This window comes from Caballeronia sp. HLA56 (assembly GCF_054655155.1).
Genome location: NZ_BAAHOB010000002.1, coordinates 1,193,616 through 1,218,095, shown reverse-complemented (window position 1 = coordinate 1,218,095; position 24,480 = coordinate 1,193,616). Strand labels below are relative to the sequence as shown.

The following is a 24,480-nucleotide window of genomic DNA, read 5'->3' as shown; positions in this document are numbered from 1 at the left end:
TGAGTAGACAAGGTCGTCTACCTCATTCGATTTTGGAAAACAGACTTCGCGCCCGCGCAATCAAGGCACGGTCGCTGTTACGCGGACCGATCAAGGACAACGCGAGCGGGCCGGTCGATTCGTTCGCAATGGGTATGGTCACTTGCGGCAGTCCGGCAAATGCCGCGATGGCGTTGAAGGTCAAGGCATCGCGATAGAACGCGCCGATACGCTCCGACGTTTCATTCTGGCGCAAAAGCGAGACGGGCGTAGTTGGCAGCACAATCAAGGCATCGGCGACGATATGCGCAATACGTGCCGCATATTCCTCACGTAAAGCGTGGCACCGATTCACCTCCGCGTCGTCGATCGACTTGAGCCGCGCGAAGCGTGGCGCGATGTTCGCTCCGAAGCGCGGCGTATGCGTGTCGATCCATGAACCAAGAGACGCACGTATCGCGTCGTCCTGCAACTGCTGATAGACATGCAGCCAGTCCGAGCCCTCGCCCGCGAAGAGTTCGATCTCGGCGGATGCGGGTGCAAATTCGCGCAGACGCGCGGAACCGTGCGCGTCGAATGCTTCCTTGCAGCGCACGAGACGCGTGGGAGCATCGTGGGAAGCGACCTCATCGAGGAGCACGTCGGCAACGCGCGCAAGCACATCACCCGAGCGCGCGAACCATCCGACCGTGTCGAAGCATGATGCAAACGGCAGCACGCCATCGAGCGATACCGCGTCGTGCGTTGGCCGTATGCCCCAGAGTCCGCAGAACGCGGCAGGCACACGCACCGAGCCGCCGGTGTCGGTGCCGAGTGCGAAATCGACACTGCCGCTCGCAACCGCCGATGCCGATCCGCTCGACGATCCACCCGGCAACGCATGCGGCCAACGCGGATTGAGCGGCGTGCCATAGTGTTCGTTCGCGCCTTCGAGGCTGTAGGCGAGTTCATCGGTGATGGTCTTGCCATCCACGGATGCGCCCGCCGCTAACAGCTTCGCCACGCACGGCGCATGACATTGCGCGGCATCGTGCGTGGCAAACCAATCGGGATTGCCACCGCCCGTCGTCACGCCCGCGATATCGATCAAATCCTTCACCGCAAAACGCAAGCCATCGAGCGCGCCGCTGCCGGTTGCATTCACGCGAATACGCGGACCGGGAACGAAAGCGTTCATGCGGCCGCGCTGTTCAATGCGTCGGCGAATTGCAACGAATCCGCGACGAAGCCATAGCATTTCTTCACGTTCCAGATACTCGCTTCCGTGCAGAAGTCGGGCGATGAAGTCGCGCAACAATCGGTGAGCATCACGCAACCGTAGCCGAGAAAATTGGCATCGGTGAGTGTGTGCATCACGCATTGGTCCGTGTTCACGCCCGCGAAAAACACGGTACGTGTACCGAGATTACGCAGAATGCTGTCGAGCGGCGTGTCCCAGAAGCCGCTGATGCGGTACTTGTCCACGCAGATGTCTTGCGGTTCGATCTTCAGTTCATCGACCACGGCGGCTGCCCACGAATCTTTTTCAAGGACATGTGCGCCATGTTCAGGCAAGGCCTCGCCAAGCCCGATGCCCGTTCCCTTCGGCTTATACAGATGCAGTTGATTAGGCGGCATGTTGGCGAGATCGGGCCTATTGCCCCAATTCACCCAAATCACCGGCACGCCGCTTTCTCGCGCGATCGGCAGCAGGCGCTGCAATGGCGCTATTGGTGCACGGTCCGCACCGTAATCGCCCCCGATATGGTCGACCCACCCGCCTTTGGTGCAGAAGTCGTTCTGCATGTCGATGATCACGAGCGCTGTTTTCTCGATGTCGAAGCGCACTTTCTGCGGCTCAGCATCGAGTGTCGCGAGGCGCGGAACGGGCGTTGGCACGGCCATATCGACGAGCGTTTCCGTCGCTTGCCAGCGCGTCTGCGCGAATGCGCCGAGCAAGCCAGCGCCTGACGTGGCGGGGTTCGGGGCGTGGTCCATCGTGTTCTCCATCGTAAAGAGTTGAGGATGTTGCCGCAGGTCGCCGATGACACCGAACGCGACTGGCGCGAAGTATTCGTCATTCACGCGCGGGTTGAGCATGGCATTGAAGTTGCAATGTGCATTTCGCTCATGAATAACCTACTTACCGAAACTCAACGCAAAAGGAGTGCCAGTGATGTTCCGTTCGCAACAGCCTTCCATCCTGATGAAACGCGTCGTGGCCATTGCCGGCGTAGTTGCGCTCGGCGTGCCGGCGTTCTTTATCCGCCCTGCGCACGCGGCCGATGAAGCGATGCGCGTGGGCGTCCTGATCCCCGGTTCGAAATCCGACAAGGGCTGGATGGAGTCGGGGTATGAAGGCGTCGCGGCCGCGCAAAAGGAGTTCGGCCCGAAGCTGAAGACGCAGATCATCGAGAACATCAACTACGCGGACATGGAGCAGGCGCTCACGAATCTCGCGACGAAGAATCAGCTCGTTATCGGTATCGGCGGTCAGACGCAGGCTGCGGTACTCAAGGTCGCGAAGCGCTTTCCCAATGTGAAGTTCTCCATCGTCGGCGGCAACAAGGGCGAGAACATGCCGCCGAATGTCGCGGGCTATGACGTGAAGCAGGCCGAGATCGCTTATGTCGCGGGCGCGGCCGCAGCCATGCTGTCGAAGAACGGCGCGGTGAGTTATGTGGGCGGCATGGAAATTCCGTCGATCGTGAATGCGGGCAAGGAATTCGGCAACGGTGCGCGCTATATCAATCCGAAGGTCAAGTACTTCGAGGCTTATACCGGCGACTTCGACAACGTGGCGAAGGCGCGCGAAGCGACGGCAGCGGCCATCGCGCAGGGCGCGGACGTGCACTATCACATCCTGAATCTCGGCTTGCGCGGGCTCGAACAAGCGGCGAAGGAAAAAGACACGCACATCATCGGCAGCTATACGGACCGTTGCGGAAGCGATCCGCTTTACATCGCATACAGCATCACCGGCGTGGGCTATCAGGCGCAGTACGCCATCGAGCAACTGGAGAAGGGGCAATGGCAGCCGGGCTATAAAGCGTTCGGCCTTGCAATGGGGCCGAAAGCATCCGGCATGGTGATCTGCAAATCCACGCCCGCCATGGACGCCAAGATCAAGCAGATCGAAGACGATATCCAGAGCGGCAAGATCAAGATTTCTGAAGGATGAGCACGCTGGCTTCCCCATCCGCCGATAGTTCGCCCATTCTCTCGCTGCAGGGAATCGGCAAACGCTTCGGCGCGTTCACGGCGCTCGACGACGTCTCGCTCGACCTGTATCCCGGCGACGTGCATTGTCTGCTCGGCGAGAACGGCGCGGGCAAGTCGACGCTGTGCAATGTGATCTTCGGTGTGCATCAGCCGGATGCAGGCGCCATGCGCGTCAACGGCGCGCCGTATCGGCCGCGCAATCCGCGTGAAGCGCTCGCGAACGGTATCGCGATGGTGCATCAGCATTTCAGTCTCGTCGACGATGCCACCGTGCTCGACAACCTGCTGCTCGGTCAGGCGCGCGGCTGGCTCGACCGGCCAGCGGAAGCCACGCGCGTGCAAGACGTGTTGGCGAGCGTCGGTCTCGATCTTGCGCTCGACGCGAAGATCGCGGACTTGTCCGTCGGCGAACGGCAACGCGTCGAGATCGTCAAATGCCTGATGCGCGAGCCGCGTCTTCTTCTGCTCGATGAACCCACCGCCGTGCTCTTGCCCGCCGAGATCGATGCGTTGCTCGACACGTGCGAACGCGTGGCGAAACGCGGTTGCGCAGTGGTGCTCGTGACGCACAAGCTCAAGGAAATCGGCCGCATTGCGACACATGCGACCGTGCTGCAATCCGGACGCGTGGTCGCGCGTTCGTCGAATCCATCGAGGGATATCGACCGGCTCGTGCACGCGATGATTCATCGCGAAGACAGCGATGCCGCCGACGATCTCGCGACGCGTCTGTCACTCGTGCAAAGCGGCTCGCCGTACTCGCGACCGCTCGACGACGAAGTACTGCAACTCGACGGCCTGAGCGCTCGCGACGCGGAAGGCGTCACGCGTCTCGCGGACTGCACGCTCGTCGTGAATCGCGGCGAAATCGTCGGTATCGCGGGCGTGGAAGGCAACGGTCAAAGCGAACTCGGCGCGGTGCTCGCGGGCATGCTGAGCGCATCGTCGGGGCGCTTCTTTATCGCTGGCCGCGACATGTCCAACGCCAGCCCGCGCGAATTAACGGAAGCGGGCGTCGGTATCGTGCCGGAAGATCGTCACGCGGTAGGCTGCGTCACCGGCATGAGTCTCACCGACAACCTCTTGCTCAATCATCTCGACCGCTATACGCGCGGTGGCTTTCTGCGCCGCCGCGCCATGCGCGATGCCGCGCTCGAACTCATGCAACGTTTCGACGTGCGTGCAAGCGGCCCCGATGCGTTGTTCGGCGGACTCTCCGGCGGCAATCAGCAGAAAGCCGTTCTTGCACGCGAACTCACGCTCGACCCTTTGCTGTTCCTGCTTGCGGCGCAGCCCACGCGCGGGCTCGATGTCGGCGCGGTGGCCGCCGTCTATGCGCATATTCGCGCGGCGCGCGATCGCGGCGTGGGCGTGCTGCTCATTTCCTCTGAACTCGACGAACTGATGAGCGTCGCCGATCGCATCGTCGTGCTGTATCGCGGTCGCATCATGGGCACTTGTACGCCCGATGCGAGCAATCGCGGTCGTATCGGCGCATGGATGGCGGGCTCGGGAGATAACGCATGAACGTCAACATGAAGCTGCATCGGCCCTTCGCGGCAACGTCCGGCGCGCGCCATGCGCCGCAATTACGCGTTGCGTTCGTGATCGCGGCGGCCGTGCTCTTTGCAATGCTCGCGGCGCTCGGCTTGATCGCGGTGATGGGCGTATCCATTGCCGATGCGCTCGCCGCGTTCGCAGATGGCGCGTGGGGCTCGCCCTATGCAATCGGGGCCTCCGTCAATCGCAGCCTCGCGTTCGCGCTCGTCGGCACGGGCTTTGTCATCGCAAACCGCGCGAAGCTGACCAACGTGGGCGGAGAAGGGCAACTGGCGATAGGCGGCATAGTTGCCACGGCGATGAGTCTCTACGGCGGATGCGCGCACTTGCCTTTCGGCCTCGCCTTCATCGTGCCGATGCTCACGGCGGCCGCCGCGGGTGCGGTATGGGGCGGCGTGCCCGGCGTGCTGAAAGCTAAAGCCGGTACCAACGAAGTCATCAGTACGCTGCTGCTTTCGTTCATCGCCGTGTGGCTGCTTTACTGGTGCGTGCAAAGCGATGCACTGTTGCGTCAACCAATGACGAGCGGCGCGACCTTGCCTGAATCGCTGGAAATTCCCGATGTAACCAAGCTGCCGGCCATCTTCATGGCAAGCGGCATGAACCTGAATATCGGCTTGCCGGTGACGCTCGTGCTGGCTGTTGCATCGGCCGTGATGCTCGCGCGCACACGCTTCGGCCTGTCGTTGCGCGCAGCGGGGCTCAACGCCGTTGCCGCGAAGCGCGCGGGCTTGCCGATCACATCATCGCTCGTCGGCGCGCTTGCGATCGCAGGCGCGTTCAGCGGACTCGCCGGCGCGTTGATGCTGCAAGGCGATCAATACTCGCTGAAGGCGGGCTTCTCGTCGGGCTACGGTTTCGATGGCCTCGTCGTCGGTTTGCTCGCGCGTGGTTCGATAACCGGCGTGTTCGCGGCGGCCTTGATGTTCGGCTTATTGCGCTCGGGTGGCATCAACATGGAGATGGTCGCGCAAGTACCATCAGCGCTCGTGCTGATCGTGCAGGGCATCGTCACCATCGCTTTGGCAGGCGGCGCAATGTGGCTCGATAAAGGAGAAACTTCGCGATGAACCTCGAACTTCTCGCGGTCTTTGCCGGCGCATCCATTCGCCTGGCCGCGCCCATGTTGCTTGCTTCGACCGGCGAACTCATCAGCGAACGCGCAGGCGTGTTGAACATGAGCGTCGAAGGCATGATGCTGACGGGCGCGTTTCTCGGCGCGGTGTTTTCCTGGCTGACGGGGCATCCATCGCTCGGGCTTTTATGCGGCATGCTCGGCGTGATTCCGCTTGCCTTGCTGCAGGCGTTTCTGAGCGTGACCTTGCGCGCGAATCAGATCGTGACGGGCATCGGCATCAACATTCTCGCGCTTGGTGGCACGACGCTCGCATACCGGGCAGTTTTCGGCGAACGTTCCAGCGCGGTCATTCCCGGCCTCGCGCACTGGTCGCCGCCCGTGCTCGGCAAATTGCCGTTGATCGGCGAGCCGGTGTTCGGTCAGGTGTGGCTGCTGTATGCGGGGTTTGCAGTTTTGATCGCAACGTCGGTCATCATGCGCCGCACCGCGCTCGGCATTGCGCTGCATGCGACAGGCGTCGCGCCACGCGCCGTCGATCAATCGGGGCTGCCTGTCACGCGCATTCGTTATGGCGCGGTGCTGTACTCGGGCGTGATGTCGGCGGCAGCGGGCTGCTTCATTTCCATCGGCGACATACACACGTTCACGGAGAATATGACCAACGGTACGGGTTATCTGGCAATTGCCGCCATCATCTTCGGCAACTGGAAGATCGGCCGCACGGCGCTCGCGTGTCTCTTGTTCGGTGCCGCCACGGCCATGCAGTTTCAGCTCCCGATGTTCGGCCTGCACGTGCCCACCGCGTTGCTCATCATGTTGCCGTATTTGCTTGCGTTGATCGCGGTGGCGGGGCTCATCGGCAGACAGACCGCACCGCCCGCGCTCACGCTGCCGTTCAGACGTTAAAGGCGGGTAACATCGACATGTCCTTATCAACGACACGACTCATGGCCCCGCCCAAGCTGAAAAGTGCCTCGAAAGAAGATGCAGCGCCCACACGCCGCGCGCAGCTCGCGGCGAAGACGAAGGAGCGCATCTTCAGGATCGCCATTCGCGAGTTCGCGGACAAGGGCTTTTCCGGTGCGCGCGTAGAGACCATCGCGAGCCGTTCGAAGGTCAACATCCGCATGATCTATCACTACTTCGGCGGCAAGGAAGCGCTTTATGTCGAAGTCCTGGAGCATGTGCTCGCGCGCCTTCGCGAAGCCGAATTAGCTGTCACGCTCGACGCGCATACCGTCGATCCCGCCGCGGGCATTTTGCAACTTTATGACTTCACCGAAGGCCATTTCGCGGCACACCCCGAGCTGCTGTGTCTGCTTTCATGGGAGAACCTGAATCGCGCGCGCTACATGAAGCGTTCGAAGGTCATTCCAGCAATGTCGTCGCCGGTGCTCGACATGCTGCGCACGCTGATCCGTCGTGGCGAGACGGCAGGAACGTTAAGACGCGGCATCGACCCATTGCATCTCTATGTCACGCTGGTGAGTCTCGCGTATTTTCACAAATCGAACGCGTACACGCTGTCACGCATGTTCGATACCGAGATGCTCGCCGCATCGTGGCAATCCGCGCACAAGGATCAGGCGCATCAACTCGTGCGCGCGTTTCTCGCAAGAGAAGGTACGATGAAGCTCGCGGTGAATGCGTGATGCGGTGAATGCGTGATGCGGTGAATGCGTGAATAAGCGTGCGATTCAAGCCGCGCGCAGGCATGTTTGCGAAGGCCGCAGCAAAGAAGCATTGCGATGCGCCGCCTCTTTGTGATAAAAGCCGAGCCACGCACGCGTCCGTTATCGACGCGGGACATGCATTGGGAGTCAAGGTTGAGAAGGTCCGCCGAAAACAAGTTGAAGGTCGTCGCGGTTCGTGTCGAGCCCGCGATCGAACAAAGATTACGCATACTGGCGGAAGCGACTGGGCGCAAGCAGTCGTTTTTTCTGCAGCAGATGATCGAAAGCGGCATCGCCGCAATGGAAGAGCGGTGGCTCTCGCCGCAAGTGCTCGAACAGGTCAGGAGCGGCGCGTTGCAGTCGTTGCAGCCATCGAGCGGTGCGACGTCGGATTTGTTCGGCGATTTGCACGACGCTCAGGCCGAATGAGCGGCTTCGCTCACGCGGAAGCGGCCACCCTAAACCTGAGCAAAACCCAGTGCCATATCGAGAAAGTTCGCGGTCTTGGCTTGCGTGGCTTCAATCCGCGATGCCAACGCAAGCCTGATCGATACGGCTTTGCCGGTCATGTCGGCATACACGACACCTTCGACCTGTATCTGGCACACGGAAGCCGGCACGAGCGACACGCCGAACTCGGCTGCGACGAGGTTCACGACCGACGAAAGCTGCGGCGCCTGCTGGCCTGCAACGGGCTCGAAACCGGCCTCCCTGCATGCGCCGACGATCACATCGTGCAGCGTCGGACTCGCCACGCGCGGCAGCATGACGAAGGGATCTTCGGCCAGCGCTGACAATGCGATCTTCTTTTTCTTCGCCAGCCGATGCGTGACGGGCAGCACCACGCGCATGGGCTCTACCGCGATGTGGTGAAACTCGACGCCCACGGGCGACTGACTGCCGAGCCGCACGAACGCGACATCGACGGTGCCTGCATCGAGATAAGCCAGCAATTGGGCGGTGTTGCCTTCGGCCAACGTAAGCGTAACGTTAGGAAATGCCTGCCGATACGCGCGAATCAGTTGCGACACAACGGGATTGAACGCCGCCGAACCCGTGAAACCGATGTTGAGTTGCCCCATTTCACCGCGTCCCGCGCTTTGCGCGTTTTCCACGGCAATGCGCGTGTCGTTCAGGATGCGTCTGGCATCGGCCGCAAACGCTTCTCCGGCCTCGGTCAGCACCACGCCGTGCCCCGTGCGACGGAACAGACGCACGCCGATTTCGTCTTCTAGAGCGTGAATCTGCTGACTGAGCGGCGGCTGCCCGATGCCAAGCCGCTCCGCCGCGCGCGTCACGTTTAGCTCTTCGGCCACGGCCAGAAAATAACGAATATGGCGCAATTCCATGCGATATCTGTTAAAGCTATTTCAGAAAGACGAGATAGATATTGGACAGTATAACAACGACGCGACAAAATAACGCTATCGCGCAGACCGCGCGCCTATAACTCTTCCTCCAATACACGCGGCCGGTTTTCGACTGAGGCCGACGGGACGAGTCGCGCTCGACGAGCGTGCCGGCGACGTGCTGCGGTTGCTCAATCCAAAGTGAGAAGGGGTCTTCCCGTGGCTGAAGCCGTAAAAAAACCAAGGCCCGAGTTCCGGAACATCGGGCTTGGTCAACTCGCGAAGTATCGCTTGCCGCTCGCGGGGAAGGTGTCCATCCTGCATCGCATCAGCGGCTTGCTGCTTTTCGTGTCGCTGCCGTTCATTCTCTATCTGCTCGATCAGAGCCTGACCTCGGAACTCAGTTTCGACGCGTTCAAGGGCTTTCTGGCCAACCCCATCGTCAAGATCATCACGCTCGTGCTGTCGTGGGCGTATCTGCATCACTTCTGCGCGGGCATTCGCTTTCTGCTGCTCGACACGCACGTTGGCGTGAACAAGGAAGGCGGCAAGCAAAGCGCGTTGATCGTGCTCGTCGTCTCGCTGCTTCTCACGGCTGTGATGGCCCTTAAAATCTTCGGAGCCTTCTAAGACCATGGCAACCCAAAACAGAGTTGGCCCGAAGCGCCTGGTCGTGGGCGCGCATTACGGCCTGCGCGACTGGCTCGCGCAACGCATCACCGCCGTCGTGATGGCGGCGTACACCGTCATTTTGCTGTTCTGGTTCTTCGCCGCACACAGCTTCTCCTATGAAGGCTGGGCGTCCATCTTCGCCATGCAGTGGATGAAGCTTGCCACGTTCGTGACTCTGCTTTGCCTGTTCTATCACGCGTGGGTCGGCATTCGCGATATCTGGATGGATTACGTGAAGCCCATGGCCGTGCGCCTGTTTCTTCAGGTGCTGACCATCCTCTGGCTCGTCGGATGCGCCGGCTACGCTGCACAGATTCTCTGGAGAGTTTAAAGAACATGGCTGCAATCAAGACTTCCCTGCCGCGTCGCCGTTTCGACGTGGTCATCGTGGGCGCGGGCGGCTCGGGCATGCGCGCATCGCTGCAGCTCGCGCGTGCGGGCCTGTCGGTCGCTGTGTTGTCGAAGGTGTTTCCCACGCGCTCGCATACGGTCGCCGCGCAAGGTGGCATCGGTGCCTCGCTTGGCAACATGAGCGAGGACAACTGGCACTATCACTTCTACGACACCATCAAGGGCTCCGACTGGCTCGGCGACCAGGATGCAATCGAATTCATGTGCCGTGAAGCGCCCAACGCCGTGTATGAGCTCGAACACATGGGCATGCCGTTCGACCGCAATCCGGATGGCACGATCTATCAGCGTCCGTTCGGCGGACACACGGCCAACTACGGCGAAAAGCCCGTGCAACGCGCCTGCGCCGCGGCCGACCGTACCGGCCACGCGTTGTTGCACACGCTGTATCAGCAGAACGTCGCGGCCAAAACGCACTTCTTCGTCGAATGGATGGCGCTGGACCTGATCCGCGACGCCGAAGGCGATGTGCTCGGCGTCACCGCGCTGGAGATGGAAACGGGCGACGTGTATATCCTCGAAGGCAAGACCACGCTGTTCGCCACGGGCGGCGCGGGACGTATCTTCGCGGCATCGACGAATGCGTTCATCAACACGGGCGATGGCTTGGGCATGGCCGCGCGCTCGGGCATCGCGTTGCAGGACATGGAGTTCTGGCAATTCCACCCGACCGGTGTCGCGGGCGCGGGCGTACTGATTACCGAAGGCGTGCGCGGCGAAGGCGGCATCTTGCGCAATTCGAACGGCGACCGCTTCATGGAGCGTTACGCACCGACGCTGAAAGACCTCGCGCCGCGCGACTTCGTTTCGCGTTCGATGGATCAGGAAATCAAGGAAGGCCGCGGCGTGGCTCCGAACAAGGACCACGTGTTGCTGGATCTGTCGCACATCGGCGCCGAGACGATCATGAAGCGCTTGCCGTCGATTCGCGAGATCGCGCTCAAGTTCGCCAACGTCGATTGCATCAAGGAGCCCATTCCCGTGGTGCCGACCATCCACTATCAAATGGGTGGCATACCGACGAACATGCACGGGCAGGTCGTGGGTACGTCCAATGGTTATAACGAGCCGGTCAACGGGTTCTACGCGGTGGGCGAATGCTCGTGCGTCTCGGTGCACGGCGCGAACCGTCTGGGCACGAACTCGCTGCTCGACCTGGTGGTGTTCGGCCGCGCGGCGGGCAATCACATCATCAAGCACGCGAAGGAGTTGAAAGAGCACAAGCCGCTGCCGGCCGATGCCGCCGACTTCGCGCTCGAACGCCTCGCGGTGCTGGAGAAGTCAACGTCGGGCGAATACACGCAGAACATCGCCAACGACATTCGTTCGACCATGCAGGCGCATGCGGGCGTGTTCCGCACATCGAAGCTGCTCGAAGAGGGCGTGAGCAAGATCGACGAACTCACCGCGCGCGTGAAGCACGTGCATCTGAAGGACAAATCGAAGGTGTTCAACACGGCGAAGGTCGAGGCGCTGGAGTTGGCGAACCTGATCGAAGTCGCGCGCGCGACCATGGTGTCGGCCGAAGCGCGCAAGGAAAGCCGTGGCGCGCACGCGCACAGCGACTTCGAGCATCGCGACGACGAGAACTGGATGCGCCATACGCTGTGGTTCAGCGAAGGCGATCGCCTCGACTACAAGCCGGTGCAGATGAAGCCGCTGACGGTTGAATCGGTGCCGCCGAAGGCACGGACCTTCTAAGGCACAAGGGAAAATCGAAATGGCAAAGAGAATCTTCGAAGTCTATCGCTACGATCCGGACAAGGACGCAGCCCCGCGCATGCAGACCTACGAGCTGGAGATCGACTCGCACGAACGCATGCTGCTCGATGCACTGCTCAAGCTGAAGTCGGTCGACGAGACGCTGTCGTTTCGCCGTTCGTGCCGCGAAGGCGTGTGCGGCTCGGACGCGATGAACATCAATGGCAAGAACGGTCTTGCGTGTTTGCAGAACATGAACGATCTGCCGCAGCGCATTGTGCTGCGTCCGCTGCCGGGCTTGCCGGTGGTGCGCGATCTGATTTGCGACTTCACGCAATTTTTTAATCAGTATCATTCGATCAAGCCGTATCTGATCAACGACACGCCGCCGCCGGAAAAAGAGCGTCTGCAGTCGCCGGTCGAACGCGACGAGCTCGACGGGCTGTACGAGTGCATTCTGTGCGCGAGTTGCTCGACGTCGTGCCCGAGTTTCTGGTGGAATCCGGACAAGTTCGTCGGACCGGCGGGCTTGCTGCAGGCGTATCGCTTCATTGCGGATAGCCGGGATGAAGCGACCGGCGAGCGTCTGGACAACCTGGAAGATCCGTATCGTCTGTTCCGTTGCCACACGATCATGAATTGCGTCGACGTGTGCCCGAAGGGGCTCAACCCGACCAAGGCGATCGGCAAGATCAAGGAATTGATGGTGCGCCGCGCGGTGTAGCGCGAATGGCGTAACAAGCATTGAACGACTGCCGAAGCTGAGCGTGAGCCAGCTTCGGCAGTTGTCGTTTGAGAGCTAGCTCAAGCGCGCAAACGTCCCGTCGAAAAGGGACAGATACTGAGAGTAACTAAGCACATTTTTAACTATCCGGTTAGAATATCGAGATTGCACAAGTGCCGTCGTCGGCACCGTTAATCGCCATGCTCCCCGCATGGCGTTGAGAAGGGCCGTGCCGCGCGCAACCCTGCGCCGTGCAGCAACGCTTCGTCTGCAAGCCTGTTTCGCCGATGCGTTCCCATCCAGCGTACCGAAGGCTCCATCCTTCGCGACCGACCGCGCCCGAGCTTCTTGGAGAAAATAGATGTCTACGAGTAATACCCGTGTTTCAGCCGCGCTGAGAACCGGTTGTGTGTTGTTGGGGCTCGCAATGCTGGCCACGGGTCTGTTCTTCGTTGCAGGCGGCGCCAAGCTCGTCTTGCTGCACGGCAGCCCGTACTTCGTGATCGCCGGGATCGTGATCGCCGTGGCCGCGGTGCAGTTGATGCGCGCGCGGTCTTCCGCGGTCATCGTGTATGGCGTGGCGTTCGTCGGCACGCTGATCTGGGCCTCGATCGACGCAGGCTTCGATTTCTGGCCGCTGGTGTCGCGTCTCATGTTGCCGACGGGCTTCATGGTGCTCGCGTTGCTGCTATGGCCGTCGTTGCGCAAGCATGAGAGGGTGACGCCCGCGTCGAAATGGGCATACGGTTTGAGCGCGCTGTTTGCGTTGGGCATGGTCGTCACGTTCGTGCAGATGTTCGAACCGCACGACCCGGTCGCCTTCGAAGGCACGGCTGCGCCGCTCGCACCGCTTGCACAGAACGACGCGCAGAAGAATTGGAGCAACTATGGCAATACGCCGGGCGGCAGCCGTTTCGTGGCGCTGAACCAGATCACGCGCGACAACATCAAGGACCTGCATGTTGCATGGACTTTTCATACGGGCGACGTGCCGGTGAGCCCCGGTGGCAACGGCGCGGAAGATCAGCAAACGCCGTTGCAAGTGGGCGATCGCATCTTCATGTGCACGCCGCATAACAACGTGATCGCTGTCGATGTCGACAGCGGCAAGCAAATCTGGAAGCGCGAAATCAATGCGCAGGCGCAGGTGTGGAACCGTTGTCGCGGCCTTGCATACTTCGATGCCACGCAAGCGCTTACGCAGCCTTCGGTCGCGGGTTCGACGCCCGTGATCGCGCCGACGCTTGCATCGGGCGAAGCGTGTCAGCGCCGCATTCTGATGAACACGATCGATGCGCGCCTCGTTGCCATCGATGCGGATAACGGCGCGCTCTGCGAAAGTTTCGGCGACCATGGTTTCGTGAATCTGAAAGCAGGCCTTGGCGCGGCGGATGACCCCAAGTATCAGCTTACTTCCGCGCCGACGCTTGCAGGCACGACCGTGGTCGTAGGCGGGCGAGTAGCGGATAACGTGCAGACCGACATGCCCGGTGGCGTGCTGCGCGGTTTCGATGTCATCACGGGGCAAATGCGCTGGGCTTTCGATCCGGGCCATGACGATCCCAACGCGCAACTCGAGCCGGGTCAGACCTTTGCTCGGAGCACGCCGAACTCGTGGGCGCCCATGTCGTACGATCCCGCGATGAACACGGTGTTCATCCCGATGGGCAGCTCCTCGGTGGATCTCTGGGGCGCGAACCGCACGGCTCTGGATCATCGTTATGCCACGTCCATCCTCGCGCTCGATGCCACGACGGGCAAGGAGAAGTGGGTCTACCAGACGGTCCACAACGACTTGTGGGACTTCGACGTTCCCATGCAGCCGAGCCTGATCGACTTCCCCGAGAAGGATGGTTCGACCAAACCCGCCGTGGTCTTCGGCACGAAGTCCGGGCAGATCTTCGTGCTCGATCGGCTTACGGGTCAGCCGCTCACGCGCGTCGCAGAAAAGCCCGTCAAGAAGGGCAGCATTCCCGGCGAGCAGTATCCCGATACACAGCCGTACTCGGTCGGCATGCCGCGCATCGGCGCCGATACGCTGAAGGAATCGGACATGTGGGGCGCCACGCCTTTCGATCAACTCATCTGCCGAATCAGCTTCAAGTCGATGCGTTACGACGGTCTCTTCACGCCGCCCGACACGGACATCTCGCTGAGCTTTCCAGGCTCGCTCGGCGGCATGAACTGGGGCAGCCTTTCGACCGATCCGAATAGTCATTACATCTTCGTGAACGACATGCGCCTCGGCCTCTGGGTGCAGATGATTCCGCAGAAGACCGACAACGTGCAGGCCAGCAACGGCGGCGAGTCCGTAAACACCGGCATGGGCGCGGTGCCGCTGAAAGGCACGCCTTACGCCGTCAACAAAAACCGCTTCATGTCGCCGCTCGGTATCCCTTGTCAGAAGCCGCCTTTCGGCACGCTTTCCGCGGTCGATCTGAAGACGCAGAAGATCGTATGGCAAGTGCCTGTGGGCACGGTGCAGGACACGGGTCCCTTCGGTATCAAGATGGGGATGAAGATGCCCATTGGCATGCCGACGCTCGGCGGCACGCTGGCGACGCAGGGCGGCCTCGTGTTCATCGCGGGGACGCAAGACTACTACCTGCGTGCCTTCGATAGCGCGACCGGCAAGGAGGTATGGAAGGCGCGTCTGCCGGTGGGAAGTCAGGGTGGACCGATGAGCTATGTATCGCCGAAAACGGGCAAGCAGTACGTGCTCATCTCGGCGGGCGGCGCGCGACAGTCGCCGGATCGAGGCGATTATGTCATCGCCTATGCACTAGATCATTGAGTACGCGCCGTCGCTTGGTTAAAGTGACGGCTTCTCTTCGAGCCTGTCGGCCTGGCGCGTCAGCACAACAACAATATGCGTCTTACATCTCTTTCGGGCCGCTGTCTGGCCCTGACCCTGCTAGGCACGTTTGGCATGGGCGCTACGGCGGTTCATGCGCAAAGCGCCGTGACCTTGTATGGAACGATCGACACGAGCATCGAGGTGACGAATCCCGGTTCAGGGTGGACGCCGCGCATGGATTCGGGCGCGTATCGCGGTTCGCGCTTCGGCATGCGGGGCGCCGAACCACTGACTGGCGACACGCGTCTCCTGTTCGATCTCGAAAGCGGCTTCAGTTCCGCTGATGGGACGCTTGCGACCGCGGGCACCTTGTTCAATCGTCAGGCATGGATCGGCGTCGGCGCGCCGTGGGGCGAAGTGCGCATGGGGCGTCAGTATTCGCCGATCTACATTCCGTTCAAGGGACAACTCGACGCCTTCGGTGCCGGGACGATCGCATCGGGTCTCAACAACCTGTCGAAGATCACGCCTTATACGGACAACGGCATCACGTATCTGTCGCCGGACATTCACGGCTTCACGACGACCATCATGTTCGCCTTGCGCGATGCCGGCGCGGGCAATGGCTTGTCGGGCAATTACGAAACCTTCGCGTATCGCAACGGGCCGTTCCGTATTGCTTACGCGCATCAGGACACGCAGGGCAGCACGGGGCTACGTTCGAATCTAGGTGGCGTGTCGTATCGCTTCGGCAAGACGACGGCGTTTCTCAACTTCTTCAATGGCGATGGCGGATCGCCGCGTTATCACGACGACGGCATGTCCGTCTCGATGCGCTACGCGTTCTCGCCGGCTCTGCGCGCATCGCTTGGTTATGCTTATGCGCGCGATCGATCGGGCGGCGACAATAACGCGGACCAGTTCAGCATTGCGTGCGAATACGATCTTTCGAAGACATTGATGTTCTACGCGACAGGCGCGATGCTGCGTAATCGCGGCGATGCCACCTTCACCTTGCGCGGTGTGAATGTGACGGGGCTTCCGGCCGCGTATCCGGGTGCGCCGATTCGCGGCGTGCAGATCGGCGCAATCGAGCGATTTTGAGCGGCTCCAGGCGGCTTTAAGTGACTCTAGGCGGCTTTATCGAAGTGTGCCGATCAGACCGCGCAACGCGACGCGCAACAGATCGTCCGATGTCGGCTTGCCGACGAACCTCATCGCGGGCGCGCATGTCAAGTCAGGCATCGAAATTCAGCATCATTTGACCTATCCGAAATAAGAAGTCGAACAGAATCCATGTACAAAAAAGGCGCGGCACTCGAATTGCAGTTTGCTCCGGCTCGTTTGAATAGCGGCGCTGGCGATCCCTACTGGATCGATCTGACCGTGGAAGAAGCGCGACGTCTTCATGCCGAACTCGACGCGTACCTCGCCGCCGATCGCGAGCGGGGCGCAGACCCGCTGGTGGTCACGCTCGACCGTGGCGCAGCGGACGAGACGCTCAAGGACGAGCAGCCGCCAGCGGCACGCTCCCACGTCGAATCCGAATTCAAGCAATGGGTCTGCGTGATCTGCGGATGGATCTACGACGAAGCCACGGGTGATCCTGAACACGGCGTTGCAGCCGGCACGCGCTGGAGCGACATTCCGGACGACTGGCGCTGCCCGCTGTGCGATGTCGGCAAGGAAGACTTCGCGCTGGTCGAGTTCTGAAAGACCTTCGTTCGTTTCAGCGAGTTACCGAGTTGCCGAGTTGCCGACTTGCCGATTAGCGGGCGACCTTGCATCGGCGCTTGTCCGTGGTCTGTCGCGATGGAAGGTATCTACGATAATCGGCGCATTGCATCGAGACCCCACCGCCATGCATCCATTGCTCAACGCCGCAGCACTCGCAGAACGCGCGCAAGCCGCCGAAGATCGCGCGCGGGGTGTTGCATGCGACTGCACGAAGACGGCCCTCGATGGCTGGCAATCGCAGCCTTTATCGCTAGACGAAGCGGCGCTCGTTCAGGTCGGCACGCTCATGCCGCCGAATGTTCCCGAGCCGACTTACGCGGAGTATCCGCCGGGGAATTCGCAATACTGGTCGGCGGAGGCACCTATCGCGCCGCGCTACTTTCCGTATAACCGCTGCGACGTGTGGGAATGCTCGAAGTGCGGCAGGCTCTATTTGCGTTATACGGAAGGCGGCGGTTATTTTGTCGATCGTCGCATTCGCGCGCTCAAGGCGCGTCTCGTGGAAGACGCCGCGCTTGAATAAAGCGCGCGGCGCGACTCATCCCTTGCCGCGCGCGGGAGCGCTTTCCCCCTCGGGCGCAGGCGTTCCCTTCGATGTCCCTCGCGCCGCGCTGACGAGATCGCGCAACGTCCGCACGACACGGTAGCCGATCAATCCCCATGTCGTATTGGCAATCTGCATCGTCCATGCATGGCTGCCGTTGTTGCGGCTCCAGTAGGTCTTGAAGCGCTCGGAACCCACCCCGAAGTCGATGTCATAGCGCTGCTCGAAGGCCCACTTCACGCTGTGTTCCCATGCAATGGAGCCCGGCCCGAACCGGCCGTATTCCGCATTGAATCCCGCGATAACGGCGTTCGCCATCGGATTGCCGTGACTCATGATGACCGCGGCCATTGGCTGGTCGTCGAGTGTCACCATCATGAGTCGCGCGGGCGGTTCCTTGTCGGACGTCTCGCCGCGATAGGTGAGCGTGGAGATGAGAAAGCGTTCATAGTACGGCGAAAACAGCCATTTTCCGCGCTTGCCGACACGGTCGCTCCAGCCACGCTTGGATTCGAGCATCCAGCGCACGTAGCGCGAGATTGCTTCGGTATCCGATGTATTGACCATACGAATACTCAGTGCGCCTTCCTTGGCCAAGCGACGTTCGAGCTGACCGGGCTTCTTGCCGAACATCGTGCCGAGCGAACCGGAGAACCTCTTCCAGTCGCTTTCGTCGCGCAATTTCGCTATCCACGATTCATGTCGCGACCGGCCGAGAATATGCCGCTCCGCCGACGCAATGCGATGCAACTCCGACCCTTCGTTCATATAAGGCAGGTGGATGAAATCCGTCTTGAAGCGTTCACACGCAATACGCCATGCGCGCTCGATCAGCGCCCGTGCGTCCTGACCGTCCTCGACGAGCACGCTGGTGTAATCGCCGGCATCGGGGCTAAGGGGCAGCAGATACGTCCACAGTGCGCGTCGATAAGTAACGAGCGGCCACACCAGCCGAAGCTCGCCGTTCTCGCGCAAGACGATACAGCGCAACTTGCGGCGTCGCGGTTTGGCAACGTGCAGCCACGCAAGCAGACACACATCGAAACGCTGGAAGTAGCGGCCCTGTGCTTTCAGCCAAAGCGTCTCCCATTCGTCCTTGAGCGCACGCAAGCCAGGCTCGTCGCAGACGAGTTCGATTCGTATCTCGGAGTCGCGCATCGGGTCGCTCTTGACTGACTGTCCATCCTTGAATATCCCACGACTTCAGAGCGACTTAGGTTCGGGATCGCTCATAGGTTTTCATGATTTGCGCGCCGTCACGCAGACCGTAAGGTTAGAGTAATTTAGGCGTCGGATTGTCGATGCTTTGCCGAAGCGATGGCGCATGTATCGCACGACATGCGAGCGCTCGACGATGAATCGCATGTAAGCGTTTGCGCACCGCAACGTGCATGTGCGAGGGGGAAGCCCGACGCGCGAGGCGTATATGATGGCAGCGTCTTACTTCCGGGAGCGACCATGCAGCCGACTACCTTGCTTGTCCCCACTTTCACGCAAATGCTGAAAGGACTTGCCGCCTGGCTCGACAAGGCCGACGCGCATGAGAAAGCGCGTGGCATGACCGCCGATGCATTGCTGCCGTTGCGTCTCGCGCCCGACATGTTTCCGCTCGCGGCACAGGTGCGCTTCGCCTGCTTTCAGGCGCAGGAGCCGGTGCATCGTCTGCTTGGCGCGGCGCTGCCCGATGCGCTGATAGCGCTGCGCGCGGAAGGCGCTCATTCGAACGAGCAACCCGGCACTTTCACGGATGCAAAAGCCTGCATAGCGGATGCCATCGGCTTTCTGTCGAACGTCGCCCCGAACGCATTCGATGAAGTAGGCGGCCGGCCCATCGCGCTCGATCTTCCCAACGGCGTCGTCTTCGATATGACTGGCGAGCAATACGCGCGCGACTGGGCGCTGCCGCAGTTTTATTTCCATATCATGACGGCCTACGCGATCCTTCGTCATCATGGCGTGCCGCTTGGCAAACCCGATTACGTGGCGCACATGCACGCGTACATCAGGCCAGGAACGCTACCGGGCGCGAATTCATGACGCAGGGTTGCCATATGCCGTCGAACGAATTGCTGCGCCAAGCGTGCGCAGCGTTTCGCGCGCTTGCCGGTCGGTGAGACTGGAGTACATGACGACATCGCGTGCGGGCAGCGGCGGCAACTCGAAGCGCGATCCGACATCGATCGTTCCCTTCGGCGTGACGCGTCGTCCGAGCGCGGCAGCTGCCAGTCCCGCCGATACCGCCGCGCCTATCGTGCCCAATCCGCCGCCCACGAACACTTCCGTCCACGCGATGCCGGCTGTATCGAGTGCATCGATTGCCATGCTGCGCACGCTGCACGGCGGAGGCTGAGTCGCAAGCCGCAGCGGCTCGCCATCGCAATGCTGAAAGTCGGGCGCGGCCATCCAGCCGAACGCTTCCTCATGAATGGTCTCGCCGTCCAGACGCCGGCTGTCGTGGCGCAGAACGACGGCGGCATCGAGCAGGCCTGCGTCGAAATCCTCGAGCAAGTCGCGCGATGACGCGATTCGCATTTGCAGCACGACGCCCGGTTCCGCCTCGCTCACGCGCCGCAGCAAAAGCGGCAGTTCCGTACCGACGATATGGTGGCCGATACCGATCGCCATGCGGCGAGTACCAGCGCCGAATGAACCGAGCGCGCCCTGATGCGCGGCAAGCAGCGCACGCGCCGGTTCGAGAAACGCGCTGCCTTCCGCCGACAGACGCACGAGCCGTGGCGTGCGTTCCAGCAGCCGGCGCGCGAGGCTATCTTCCAGACGCTTGATCTTCAGGCTGATAGCGGATTGCGTGGAATCCATCGCCTCGGCCGCGCGGGTGAAGCTTTTGAGGTCCGCGGTGAGCACGAATGCCTGCACGGCCTCGATATCGAGAGTCTTCATGGTCATTCGTTTTTCGAATCATTGAAATATCGATTCATATCGTTTTCAAATGATAGGGCGATGGGTATTCTGAATGCAAGCATCTTCCACGCTCGTTCACTCTCGAAAGGATCGATTATGCTGCTCGCTCAATATGCTCATCGTCTCCCGGCCGATTACGACACCGGCATCATTCGCGCGCGCGCTAAAGAACGCGGACCCTTGTGGGACGACTTGCCCGATCTGCACTTCAAGGCGTTCCTGCTGCGCGAGAGCGGCCGTCATGGCGCGCTCGAAAACACTTATTCGTCGCTTTATCTGTGGCGTCGTGACGAGGCCTTCGGATCCTTTCTCGTCGATGGCCGCTTCAAGACGGTGACGGACAGTTTCGGACGGCCGCGAATCGAAACGCGCTTCGCGCTCGATGCCGCGAGAGGCCCGGCACGCATCGCACGCTTCGTGTACAAGGAAGAACTGGCTGTCTCACCGGACATGGATTTGCAAACGGTGTTCAAGGCGGAGATCGAGCGCAACCGGCAGACGGCCGCCGAGTCGCATGTGGTCAGCGCGGCGGTCGGTGTGGACGCACAGCAGTGGAAGTTGACGCGCGTAGTGGTGAGCGAACGCGAGCCCGTTGCAACGGGCAAGGCGATCGCCTACGAAGTGCTGCATTTCGCGACGCCGTTGCTGCACGAGCTGGAATCGGCGAGCCGTTGATGATGCGCGAACCGGCGTATGGGCCGTGGCTCATCTTCGCCGTCCATATGCCGGTTTGTATCGATGGAAGCCGGACTATGAGTAGAACGATGGCGTCGGCATGCGTCCGTTGAGCGCCCACTCGCCAAGCTCGCGCACCTTGTAGTCGATCGGATCGTGCAGCGTATGCACGCGCACGTTGCGCCAGAAGCGGTCGAGTCGTAACGCGGCGGCGGTCGATCGCGCGCCGGTCACGTCGAACATGCGATGCGCTACATCGAGACCCGCACGCGCCGCCGCCACACGCGATGCCGCCACCGCGACGGCCACTTCACCGCGTTCGTCTTCGGTGAGCGCGAGGCCGCGTTGCCATGCGGTATCGAATTTATGCATGGCGCGTTCGGCAAGGAGCCGCGCGCTTTCGAGCGCGAGCCAGAAGTCGCCGTAATGCGCGAGCACGTATGAGTCTTCGCTCGGGCGCGCCGCCGGCGATGCGATCCACGGACGCGTCTGCGCAAGCGTCGACTCGCGCGCCGCCTGCAGCGCGCCTTCGCCGATGCCGAGATAAATGTGGCTCAGGATCGATTGCGCGAGCAGCGGCCTTAAGCACGCGAACGGGCTGGAGAGCGGGCCGGGATCGTCGAGCAGTTCGTCGGCTGCGACTTTCACCTGATCGAAGCGCACCGTGCCGCTATCGGTCTGGCGCTGTCCCATGTTGTCCCAGTCGTCGAAGATGGTGATGCCTGCGCGCTTAGTAGGCACCACGCCGATCAGAAGACGTCCATCGGACTTGAATGCGGAAGCGAGAAGCCGGTCGGAGTCGGTGGCGCCGGAGCAAAAGCTCTTGCGGCCGTCGAAGATATAGCCGTTCGCGCCGTCCGCTTCGGCCCGCGTGCCCTGATCCAGCGGGTTGAGCGCGTTGCCCCAGAACCATCCTTCCTCGATGGTTTGGCCGAGCCACTGGCGAATCTGCGCGTCGCGGCCGAAGAGGCGGATAGTCGCGAGTTGCAGATGATGGAACGCGAAGAGATGCGCGAGCGAGCTATCGACTTGCGCCATGCGTCGGACGACATCGAGTGTCGTGGACCAGTTCGCGCCACCGCCGCCGTATTGTTCGGGCACGCTCAAGCGCAGCAGGCCGCTTTCACGCAGGAGACGGCGCTCGTGCAGAGCGGTGCCGCCGGCTTTGTCGCGTGCAGCGGCGGTTTGCGCCCATTCGCGCAGCAAGGCTTCGAGGGTTGCGCTCAAGGCATCGTCGATGTGGGTCATGCCGGTGTCTCCCGATAGCGTTTCGCCATATGCGGGGACACGAGCGTATCCCGGCGCCTCGCAAGGTAACGCACGATAGCGCGCCGGGCAAGTTATCGCTTGATAAGAGCCTGTCTTGCGGATGACTTCTCGCGCGAGCCAGGTGCCGCACTACGCAGCCAATGCCTCCACCACCTCATCGACTTCGGCCAAGGCAGCCGCATGCTCGCGAATCAGCCGATAAACCGTATCACCCGGCACCGTCTCATCCTCCAGCAACTGCGCGGCAATCGCGCGCAGCACGGGCTCGTTCGCGCGCAGCAGCGCGTAGCAGGCATCGTTCAGATCGTGCAGGAGCCGATTCGCGTGTTCGATCGCGTTCTTGAGCTGCAAGCCCGCATACTGCTGCGGCAGCGACGCAAGACTGAAGAGATCGCCGTCCGCGTTGAAGCCTTGCTTCGACACCATGTCGAGACCGATGCGCGATGCTTCCTGAAGATCGTGCGCCGCGCCGCTCGATGCTTCGCGGAACATCAGCAGTTCCGCATTGCGCCCGCCGAGCAGCACCTGAATCTCGTTGCGCAGTTCGGTTTCGCGGTACAGGTGCTTGTCCTGCATCTTCGTGATCAGCGCCACGCCCAGCGCGCCGCCGCGTGGCAGGATGGTGACTTCTTCCAGCACGCCCGTGCCGAGCAGCGCGGCGACGAGACCGTGTCCGGCTTCGTGAACCGCGATACGCTTGCGCTCGCTCTCCGACAACGCACGTTCCGCACCGTTGATGTCGCCGATGCGCGCAATCTTCACCGCTTCCACGAAATGCTTTGCACCGACTTCGCGCTCGCCCGCCTTGCGCGCGACGAGACCCGCCTGATTGACGATCATCGACAGCGTGGCCGGCGACACGCCGGTAGTCAGACGCGCGAGCTGATCGAAGTCGATATCGTCTGGCTTCGTCTTCAGCTTGGCCGCATAGAAACGCAGGATCTCGGCGCGATCCGCGAGATCTGGCAGCCGCACCTGAATGGTCCGGTCGAAGCGGCCCGGGCGTCGCAACGCTTCGTCGAGACTGTCCGGATGATTGGTCGCCGCGACCACGATCACGCCTTCGTTCGAAGCGAAGCCGTCCATTTCCGCGAGCAACTGATTGATGATGCGGTTGCTTTCGGCTTCCACCGGACCGCCGCCGCTATCCGTGCGCTTGCCGAGCCCGTCCGCCTCGTCGATGAAGATGACCGTCGGCGCGTTCTTGCGCGCCAGTTCGAACAGATGCTTGACCTTCTGAATGCCCACTCCGTAATACTTCGCGCTGAAGTAGCTGCCCGTGATCGCGATGAAGTTGGCGCCGCATTCGCCCGCGAGCGCTTGCGCGAGACGCGTCTTGCCGACGCCGGGGCCGCCCGTCATGAGGACGCCGCACGGCGCGCGCACGCCCATGCCGGTGAATTGCGCGGGTTCGGTGAGCCACGCCTGCACATCGGCGAGCGCCGCCTTGGCTGCACCCGCGCCGATGACGTCGGCGAAACGCAGCGTCGGCGATTTGGCGAGCAGACGCGCGCCGCCTCGCATTTCGCGGCGCATGAACCAGATCAGACCGCCCATCATCAGCATCGGCAAGAGCAAGCTCAAGGCGTCGCGCACGAGGTCGAACCGGTCGGTCCAGCGCGCCATGCCCGTGCGCACGTTGACATCGGGGAGCCAGACCAATTGGTAGGGCGACGCGTTGCCTGATTTCAGGTCGCCGAGCAGCAGGGCGTTGGAGAAGGCGCCGTTATGATCGGCGACGAAGTATTTGTCGGCACGAAGCGTCGAGACGAGGATGGCGTCGCGGCTGACGCCGATCGCGGCGACGTCGTGTTCGCGGATATCGCGCATCATCTCCGAGACGTCTTTTTCACGATGCGTCCACGGCGACGCATCGCGGCGCATCTGACTCGCGACGCCTGCCACCGTCGGCGTGGTCTGCGTAGCGGCCGGTTCGTCGCGCGAAAGCAGCACGCTCACGGCTGCCACGAGCATGGCTGCGGTCATGCCACACGCGATGAAGCGGCCGATGCGCGACCGTAGCAGTTTTCTGAGCCTATCCATTAAACATGTCCTGAGGGGCGCGGCGAGGCGGCCGTTGTAGCTGTCGTGATTCGATCTGACGAGGCGCTTGCAATGGAGCGCGTTACGCACTGTGCGAGCGCTCGAGTGACGCGTGTCGTACTCAAATTGAATGACGGCAGAGGGCGCG

The 24,480-nt window shown here is 61.6% G+C and carries 23 protein-coding genes; 16 read left to right on the top strand and 7 right to left on the bottom strand.

Going from position 1 to position 24,480, the window contains the following annotated elements:
- Positions 1 to 22: 22 nt before the first annotated feature.
- Both ACYQ47_RS11905 and ACYQ47_RS11900 read right to left on the bottom strand, forming a co-directional pair.
- Positions 23 to 1,156, bottom strand: a complete 1,134-nt coding sequence (locus tag ACYQ47_RS11905; RefSeq protein ID WP_459905470.1) for an amidase — start codon at positions 1,154 to 1,156, stop codon at positions 23 to 25.
- Complete coding sequence (locus ACYQ47_RS11900; RefSeq protein WP_250528106.1) at positions 1,153 to 1,956, bottom strand: cysteine hydrolase family protein; 804 nt, start codon at positions 1,954 to 1,956, stop codon at positions 1,153 to 1,155. The genes ACYQ47_RS11905 and ACYQ47_RS11900 overlap by 4 nt, the downstream gene beginning before the upstream one ends.
- A 175-nt stretch (positions 1,957 to 2,131) precedes the next feature.
- On the opposite strand from ACYQ47_RS11900, the gene ACYQ47_RS11895 reads away from it, so the two are divergent.
- From ACYQ47_RS11895 to ACYQ47_RS11870, 6 genes are all read left to right on the top strand, one after another.
- Entirely contained in the window at positions 2,132 to 3,139 is a 1,008-nt protein-coding gene (locus ACYQ47_RS11895; protein WP_459905469.1) for a BMP family protein, read from the top strand.
- On the top strand, positions 3,136 to 4,707 hold the full coding sequence (locus ACYQ47_RS11890) for an ABC transporter ATP-binding protein (RefSeq protein WP_459905468.1): 1,572 nt from the start codon (positions 3,136 to 3,138) through the stop codon (positions 4,705 to 4,707). Before ACYQ47_RS11895 ends, ACYQ47_RS11890 begins: the two co-directional genes overlap by 4 nt.
- Entirely contained in the window at positions 4,704 to 5,810 is a 1,107-nt protein-coding gene (locus ACYQ47_RS11885; protein WP_459905467.1) for an ABC transporter permease, read from the top strand. The genes ACYQ47_RS11890 and ACYQ47_RS11885 overlap by 4 nt, the downstream gene beginning before the upstream one ends.
- Positions 5,807 to 6,724: an ABC transporter permease gene (locus ACYQ47_RS11880; RefSeq protein WP_250510672.1), complete on the top strand. Its 918-nt coding sequence runs from the start codon at positions 5,807 to 5,809 to the stop codon at positions 6,722 to 6,724. The genes ACYQ47_RS11885 and ACYQ47_RS11880 overlap by 4 nt, the downstream gene beginning before the upstream one ends.
- 41 nt (positions 6,725 to 6,765) lie before the next feature.
- Complete coding sequence (locus tag ACYQ47_RS11875) at positions 6,766 to 7,470, top strand: TetR family transcriptional regulator (protein ID WP_250468368.1); 705 nt, start codon at positions 6,766 to 6,768, stop codon at positions 7,468 to 7,470.
- Positions 7,471 to 7,644: 174 nt separating this feature from the next.
- On the top strand, positions 7,645 to 7,920 hold the full coding sequence (locus ACYQ47_RS11870; protein WP_244831042.1) for a hypothetical protein: 276 nt from the start codon (positions 7,645 to 7,647) through the stop codon (positions 7,918 to 7,920).
- A gap of 29 nt (positions 7,921 to 7,949) precedes the next feature.
- On the opposite strand, the gene ACYQ47_RS11865 is transcribed toward ACYQ47_RS11870, so the two are convergent.
- Positions 7,950 to 8,840 (bottom strand): LysR family transcriptional regulator, encoded by an 891-nt coding sequence (locus tag ACYQ47_RS11865; RefSeq protein WP_244830215.1) that lies wholly within the window; start codon positions 8,838 to 8,840, stop codon positions 7,950 to 7,952.
- A 219-nt stretch (positions 8,841 to 9,059) separates the two neighbouring features.
- On the opposite strand from ACYQ47_RS11865, the gene sdhC reads away from it, so the two are divergent.
- From sdhC to ACYQ47_RS11825, 8 genes are all read left to right on the top strand, one after another.
- Positions 9,060 to 9,470 carry a succinate dehydrogenase, cytochrome b556 subunit gene (gene sdhC, locus ACYQ47_RS11860; RefSeq protein ID WP_244829107.1) on the top strand — a complete coding sequence of 137 codons (411 nt, stop codon included), beginning with the start codon at positions 9,060 to 9,062 and terminating at the stop codon, positions 9,468 to 9,470.
- Between the two features lie 4 nt (positions 9,471 to 9,474).
- The gene (sdhD, locus tag ACYQ47_RS11855; RefSeq protein ID WP_250511816.1) at positions 9,475 to 9,843 is read left to right on the top strand and encodes a succinate dehydrogenase, hydrophobic membrane anchor protein; all 369 of its coding nucleotides are present in this window, start codon (positions 9,475 to 9,477) and stop codon (positions 9,841 to 9,843) included.
- A 5-nt stretch (positions 9,844 to 9,848) separates the two neighbouring features.
- A complete protein-coding gene (sdhA, locus tag ACYQ47_RS11850; RefSeq protein WP_459905466.1) occupies positions 9,849 to 11,624 on the top strand; it encodes a succinate dehydrogenase flavoprotein subunit in 1,776 nt (591 codons plus the stop codon).
- A 19-nt stretch (positions 11,625 to 11,643) separates the two neighbouring features.
- On the top strand, positions 11,644 to 12,348 hold the full coding sequence (locus ACYQ47_RS11845) for a succinate dehydrogenase iron-sulfur subunit (protein WP_244829110.1): 705 nt from the start codon (positions 11,644 to 11,646) through the stop codon (positions 12,346 to 12,348).
- A gap of 361 nt (positions 12,349 to 12,709) precedes the next feature.
- Positions 12,710 to 15,142 carry a glucose/quinate/shikimate family membrane-bound PQQ-dependent dehydrogenase gene (locus ACYQ47_RS11840; RefSeq protein WP_459905465.1) on the top strand — a complete coding sequence of 811 codons (2,433 nt, stop codon included), beginning with the start codon at positions 12,710 to 12,712 and terminating at the stop codon, positions 15,140 to 15,142.
- A gap of 75 nt (positions 15,143 to 15,217) precedes the next feature.
- Complete coding sequence (locus tag ACYQ47_RS11835; protein WP_250511115.1) at positions 15,218 to 16,249, top strand: porin; 1,032 nt, start codon at positions 15,218 to 15,220, stop codon at positions 16,247 to 16,249.
- A 192-nt stretch (positions 16,250 to 16,441) separates the two neighbouring features.
- Complete coding sequence (locus ACYQ47_RS11830; protein WP_459905464.1) at positions 16,442 to 16,858, top strand: rubredoxin; 417 nt, start codon at positions 16,442 to 16,444, stop codon at positions 16,856 to 16,858.
- 148 nt (positions 16,859 to 17,006) lie between these two features.
- Positions 17,007 to 17,405 (top strand): hypothetical protein, encoded by a 399-nt coding sequence (locus tag ACYQ47_RS11825; protein ID WP_250494272.1) that lies wholly within the window; start codon positions 17,007 to 17,009, stop codon positions 17,403 to 17,405.
- A 15-nt stretch (positions 17,406 to 17,420) separates the two neighbouring features.
- Here ACYQ47_RS11825 and ACYQ47_RS11820 read toward each other — a convergent pair whose 3' ends face one another.
- Positions 17,421 to 18,584: a GNAT family N-acetyltransferase gene (locus ACYQ47_RS11820; protein WP_459905463.1), complete on the bottom strand. Its 1,164-nt coding sequence runs from the start codon at positions 18,582 to 18,584 to the stop codon at positions 17,421 to 17,423.
- 300 nt (positions 18,585 to 18,884) lie between these two features.
- Here ACYQ47_RS11820 and ACYQ47_RS11815 point away from each other — a divergent pair, with 300 nt between their 5' ends.
- The gene (locus tag ACYQ47_RS11815; RefSeq protein ID WP_244830222.1) at positions 18,885 to 19,463 is read left to right on the top strand and encodes a DUF1993 domain-containing protein; all 579 of its coding nucleotides are present in this window, start codon (positions 18,885 to 18,887) and stop codon (positions 19,461 to 19,463) included.
- Here ACYQ47_RS11815 and ACYQ47_RS11810 read toward each other — a convergent pair.
- Complete coding sequence (locus tag ACYQ47_RS11810) at positions 19,458 to 20,324, bottom strand: LysR family transcriptional regulator (RefSeq protein ID WP_250494336.1); 867 nt, start codon at positions 20,322 to 20,324, stop codon at positions 19,458 to 19,460. The genes ACYQ47_RS11815 and ACYQ47_RS11810 overlap by 6 nt on opposite strands.
- A gap of 117 nt (positions 20,325 to 20,441) precedes the next feature.
- Here ACYQ47_RS11810 and ACYQ47_RS11805 point away from each other — a divergent pair, with 117 nt between their 5' ends.
- On the top strand, positions 20,442 to 21,020 hold the full coding sequence (locus ACYQ47_RS11805; protein ID WP_250527514.1) for a DUF4865 family protein: 579 nt from the start codon (positions 20,442 to 20,444) through the stop codon (positions 21,018 to 21,020).
- A gap of 75 nt (positions 21,021 to 21,095) precedes the next feature.
- Here ACYQ47_RS11805 and ACYQ47_RS11800 read toward each other — a convergent pair whose 3' ends face one another.
- Positions 21,096 to 22,268 (bottom strand): acyl-CoA dehydrogenase family protein, encoded by a 1,173-nt coding sequence (locus tag ACYQ47_RS11800; protein WP_459905462.1) that lies wholly within the window; start codon positions 22,266 to 22,268, stop codon positions 21,096 to 21,098.
- A gap of 150 nt (positions 22,269 to 22,418) precedes the next feature.
- On the bottom strand, positions 22,419 to 24,275 hold the full coding sequence (locus ACYQ47_RS11795) for an AAA family ATPase (protein WP_459905461.1): 1,857 nt from the start codon (positions 24,273 to 24,275) through the stop codon (positions 22,419 to 22,421).
- Positions 24,276 to 24,480 lie beyond the last annotated feature (205 nt).

Excerpts from the sequence above, each read along its gene's own strand:
- ACYQ47_RS11905 (WP_459905470.1), bottom strand. The coding sequence starts at position 1,156 with ATGAACGCTTTCGTTCCCGGTCCGCGTATTCGCGTGAATGCAACCGGC.
- ACYQ47_RS11900 (WP_250528106.1), bottom strand. The coding sequence starts at position 1,956 with ATGGACCACGCCCCGAACCCCGCCACGTCAGGCGCTGGCTTGCTCGGC.
- ACYQ47_RS11890 (WP_459905468.1), top strand. The coding sequence starts at position 3,136 with ATGAGCACGCTGGCTTCCCCATCCGCCGATAGTTCGCCCATTCTCTCG.
- ACYQ47_RS11885 (WP_459905467.1), top strand. The coding sequence starts at position 4,704 with ATGAACGTCAACATGAAGCTGCATCGGCCCTTCGCGGCAACGTCCGGC.
- ACYQ47_RS11880 (WP_250510672.1), top strand. The coding sequence starts at position 5,807 with ATGAACCTCGAACTTCTCGCGGTCTTTGCCGGCGCATCCATTCGCCTG.
- ACYQ47_RS11875 (WP_250468368.1), top strand. The coding sequence starts at position 6,766 with ATGGCCCCGCCCAAGCTGAAAAGTGCCTCGAAAGAAGATGCAGCGCCC.
- ACYQ47_RS11865 (WP_244830215.1), bottom strand. The coding sequence starts at position 8,840 with ATGGAATTGCGCCATATTCGTTATTTTCTGGCCGTGGCCGAAGAGCTA.
- sdhD (WP_250511816.1), top strand. The coding sequence starts at position 9,475 with ATGGCAACCCAAAACAGAGTTGGCCCGAAGCGCCTGGTCGTGGGCGCG.
- sdhA (WP_459905466.1), top strand. The coding sequence starts at position 9,849 with ATGGCTGCAATCAAGACTTCCCTGCCGCGTCGCCGTTTCGACGTGGTC.
- ACYQ47_RS11845 (WP_244829110.1), top strand. The coding sequence starts at position 11,644 with ATGGCAAAGAGAATCTTCGAAGTCTATCGCTACGATCCGGACAAGGAC.
- ACYQ47_RS11840 (WP_459905465.1), top strand. The coding sequence starts at position 12,710 with ATGTCTACGAGTAATACCCGTGTTTCAGCCGCGCTGAGAACCGGTTGT.
- ACYQ47_RS11835 (WP_250511115.1), top strand. The coding sequence starts at position 15,218 with ATGCGTCTTACATCTCTTTCGGGCCGCTGTCTGGCCCTGACCCTGCTA.
- ACYQ47_RS11830 (WP_459905464.1), top strand. The coding sequence starts at position 16,442 with ATGTACAAAAAAGGCGCGGCACTCGAATTGCAGTTTGCTCCGGCTCGT.
- ACYQ47_RS11825 (WP_250494272.1), top strand. The coding sequence starts at position 17,007 with ATGCATCCATTGCTCAACGCCGCAGCACTCGCAGAACGCGCGCAAGCC.
- ACYQ47_RS11820 (WP_459905463.1), bottom strand. The coding sequence starts at position 18,584 with ATGCGCGACTCCGAGATACGAATCGAACTCGTCTGCGACGAGCCTGGC.
- ACYQ47_RS11815 (WP_244830222.1), top strand. The coding sequence starts at position 18,885 with ATGCAGCCGACTACCTTGCTTGTCCCCACTTTCACGCAAATGCTGAAA.
- ACYQ47_RS11810 (WP_250494336.1), bottom strand. The coding sequence starts at position 20,324 with ATGAAGACTCTCGATATCGAGGCCGTGCAGGCATTCGTGCTCACCGCG.
- ACYQ47_RS11805 (WP_250527514.1), top strand. The coding sequence starts at position 20,442 with ATGCTGCTCGCTCAATATGCTCATCGTCTCCCGGCCGATTACGACACC.
- ACYQ47_RS11800 (WP_459905462.1), bottom strand. The coding sequence starts at position 22,268 with ATGACCCACATCGACGATGCCTTGAGCGCAACCCTCGAAGCCTTGCTG.
- ACYQ47_RS11795 (WP_459905461.1), bottom strand. The coding sequence starts at position 24,275 with ATGACCGCAGCCATGCTCGTGGCAGCCGTGAGCGTGCTGCTTTCGCGC.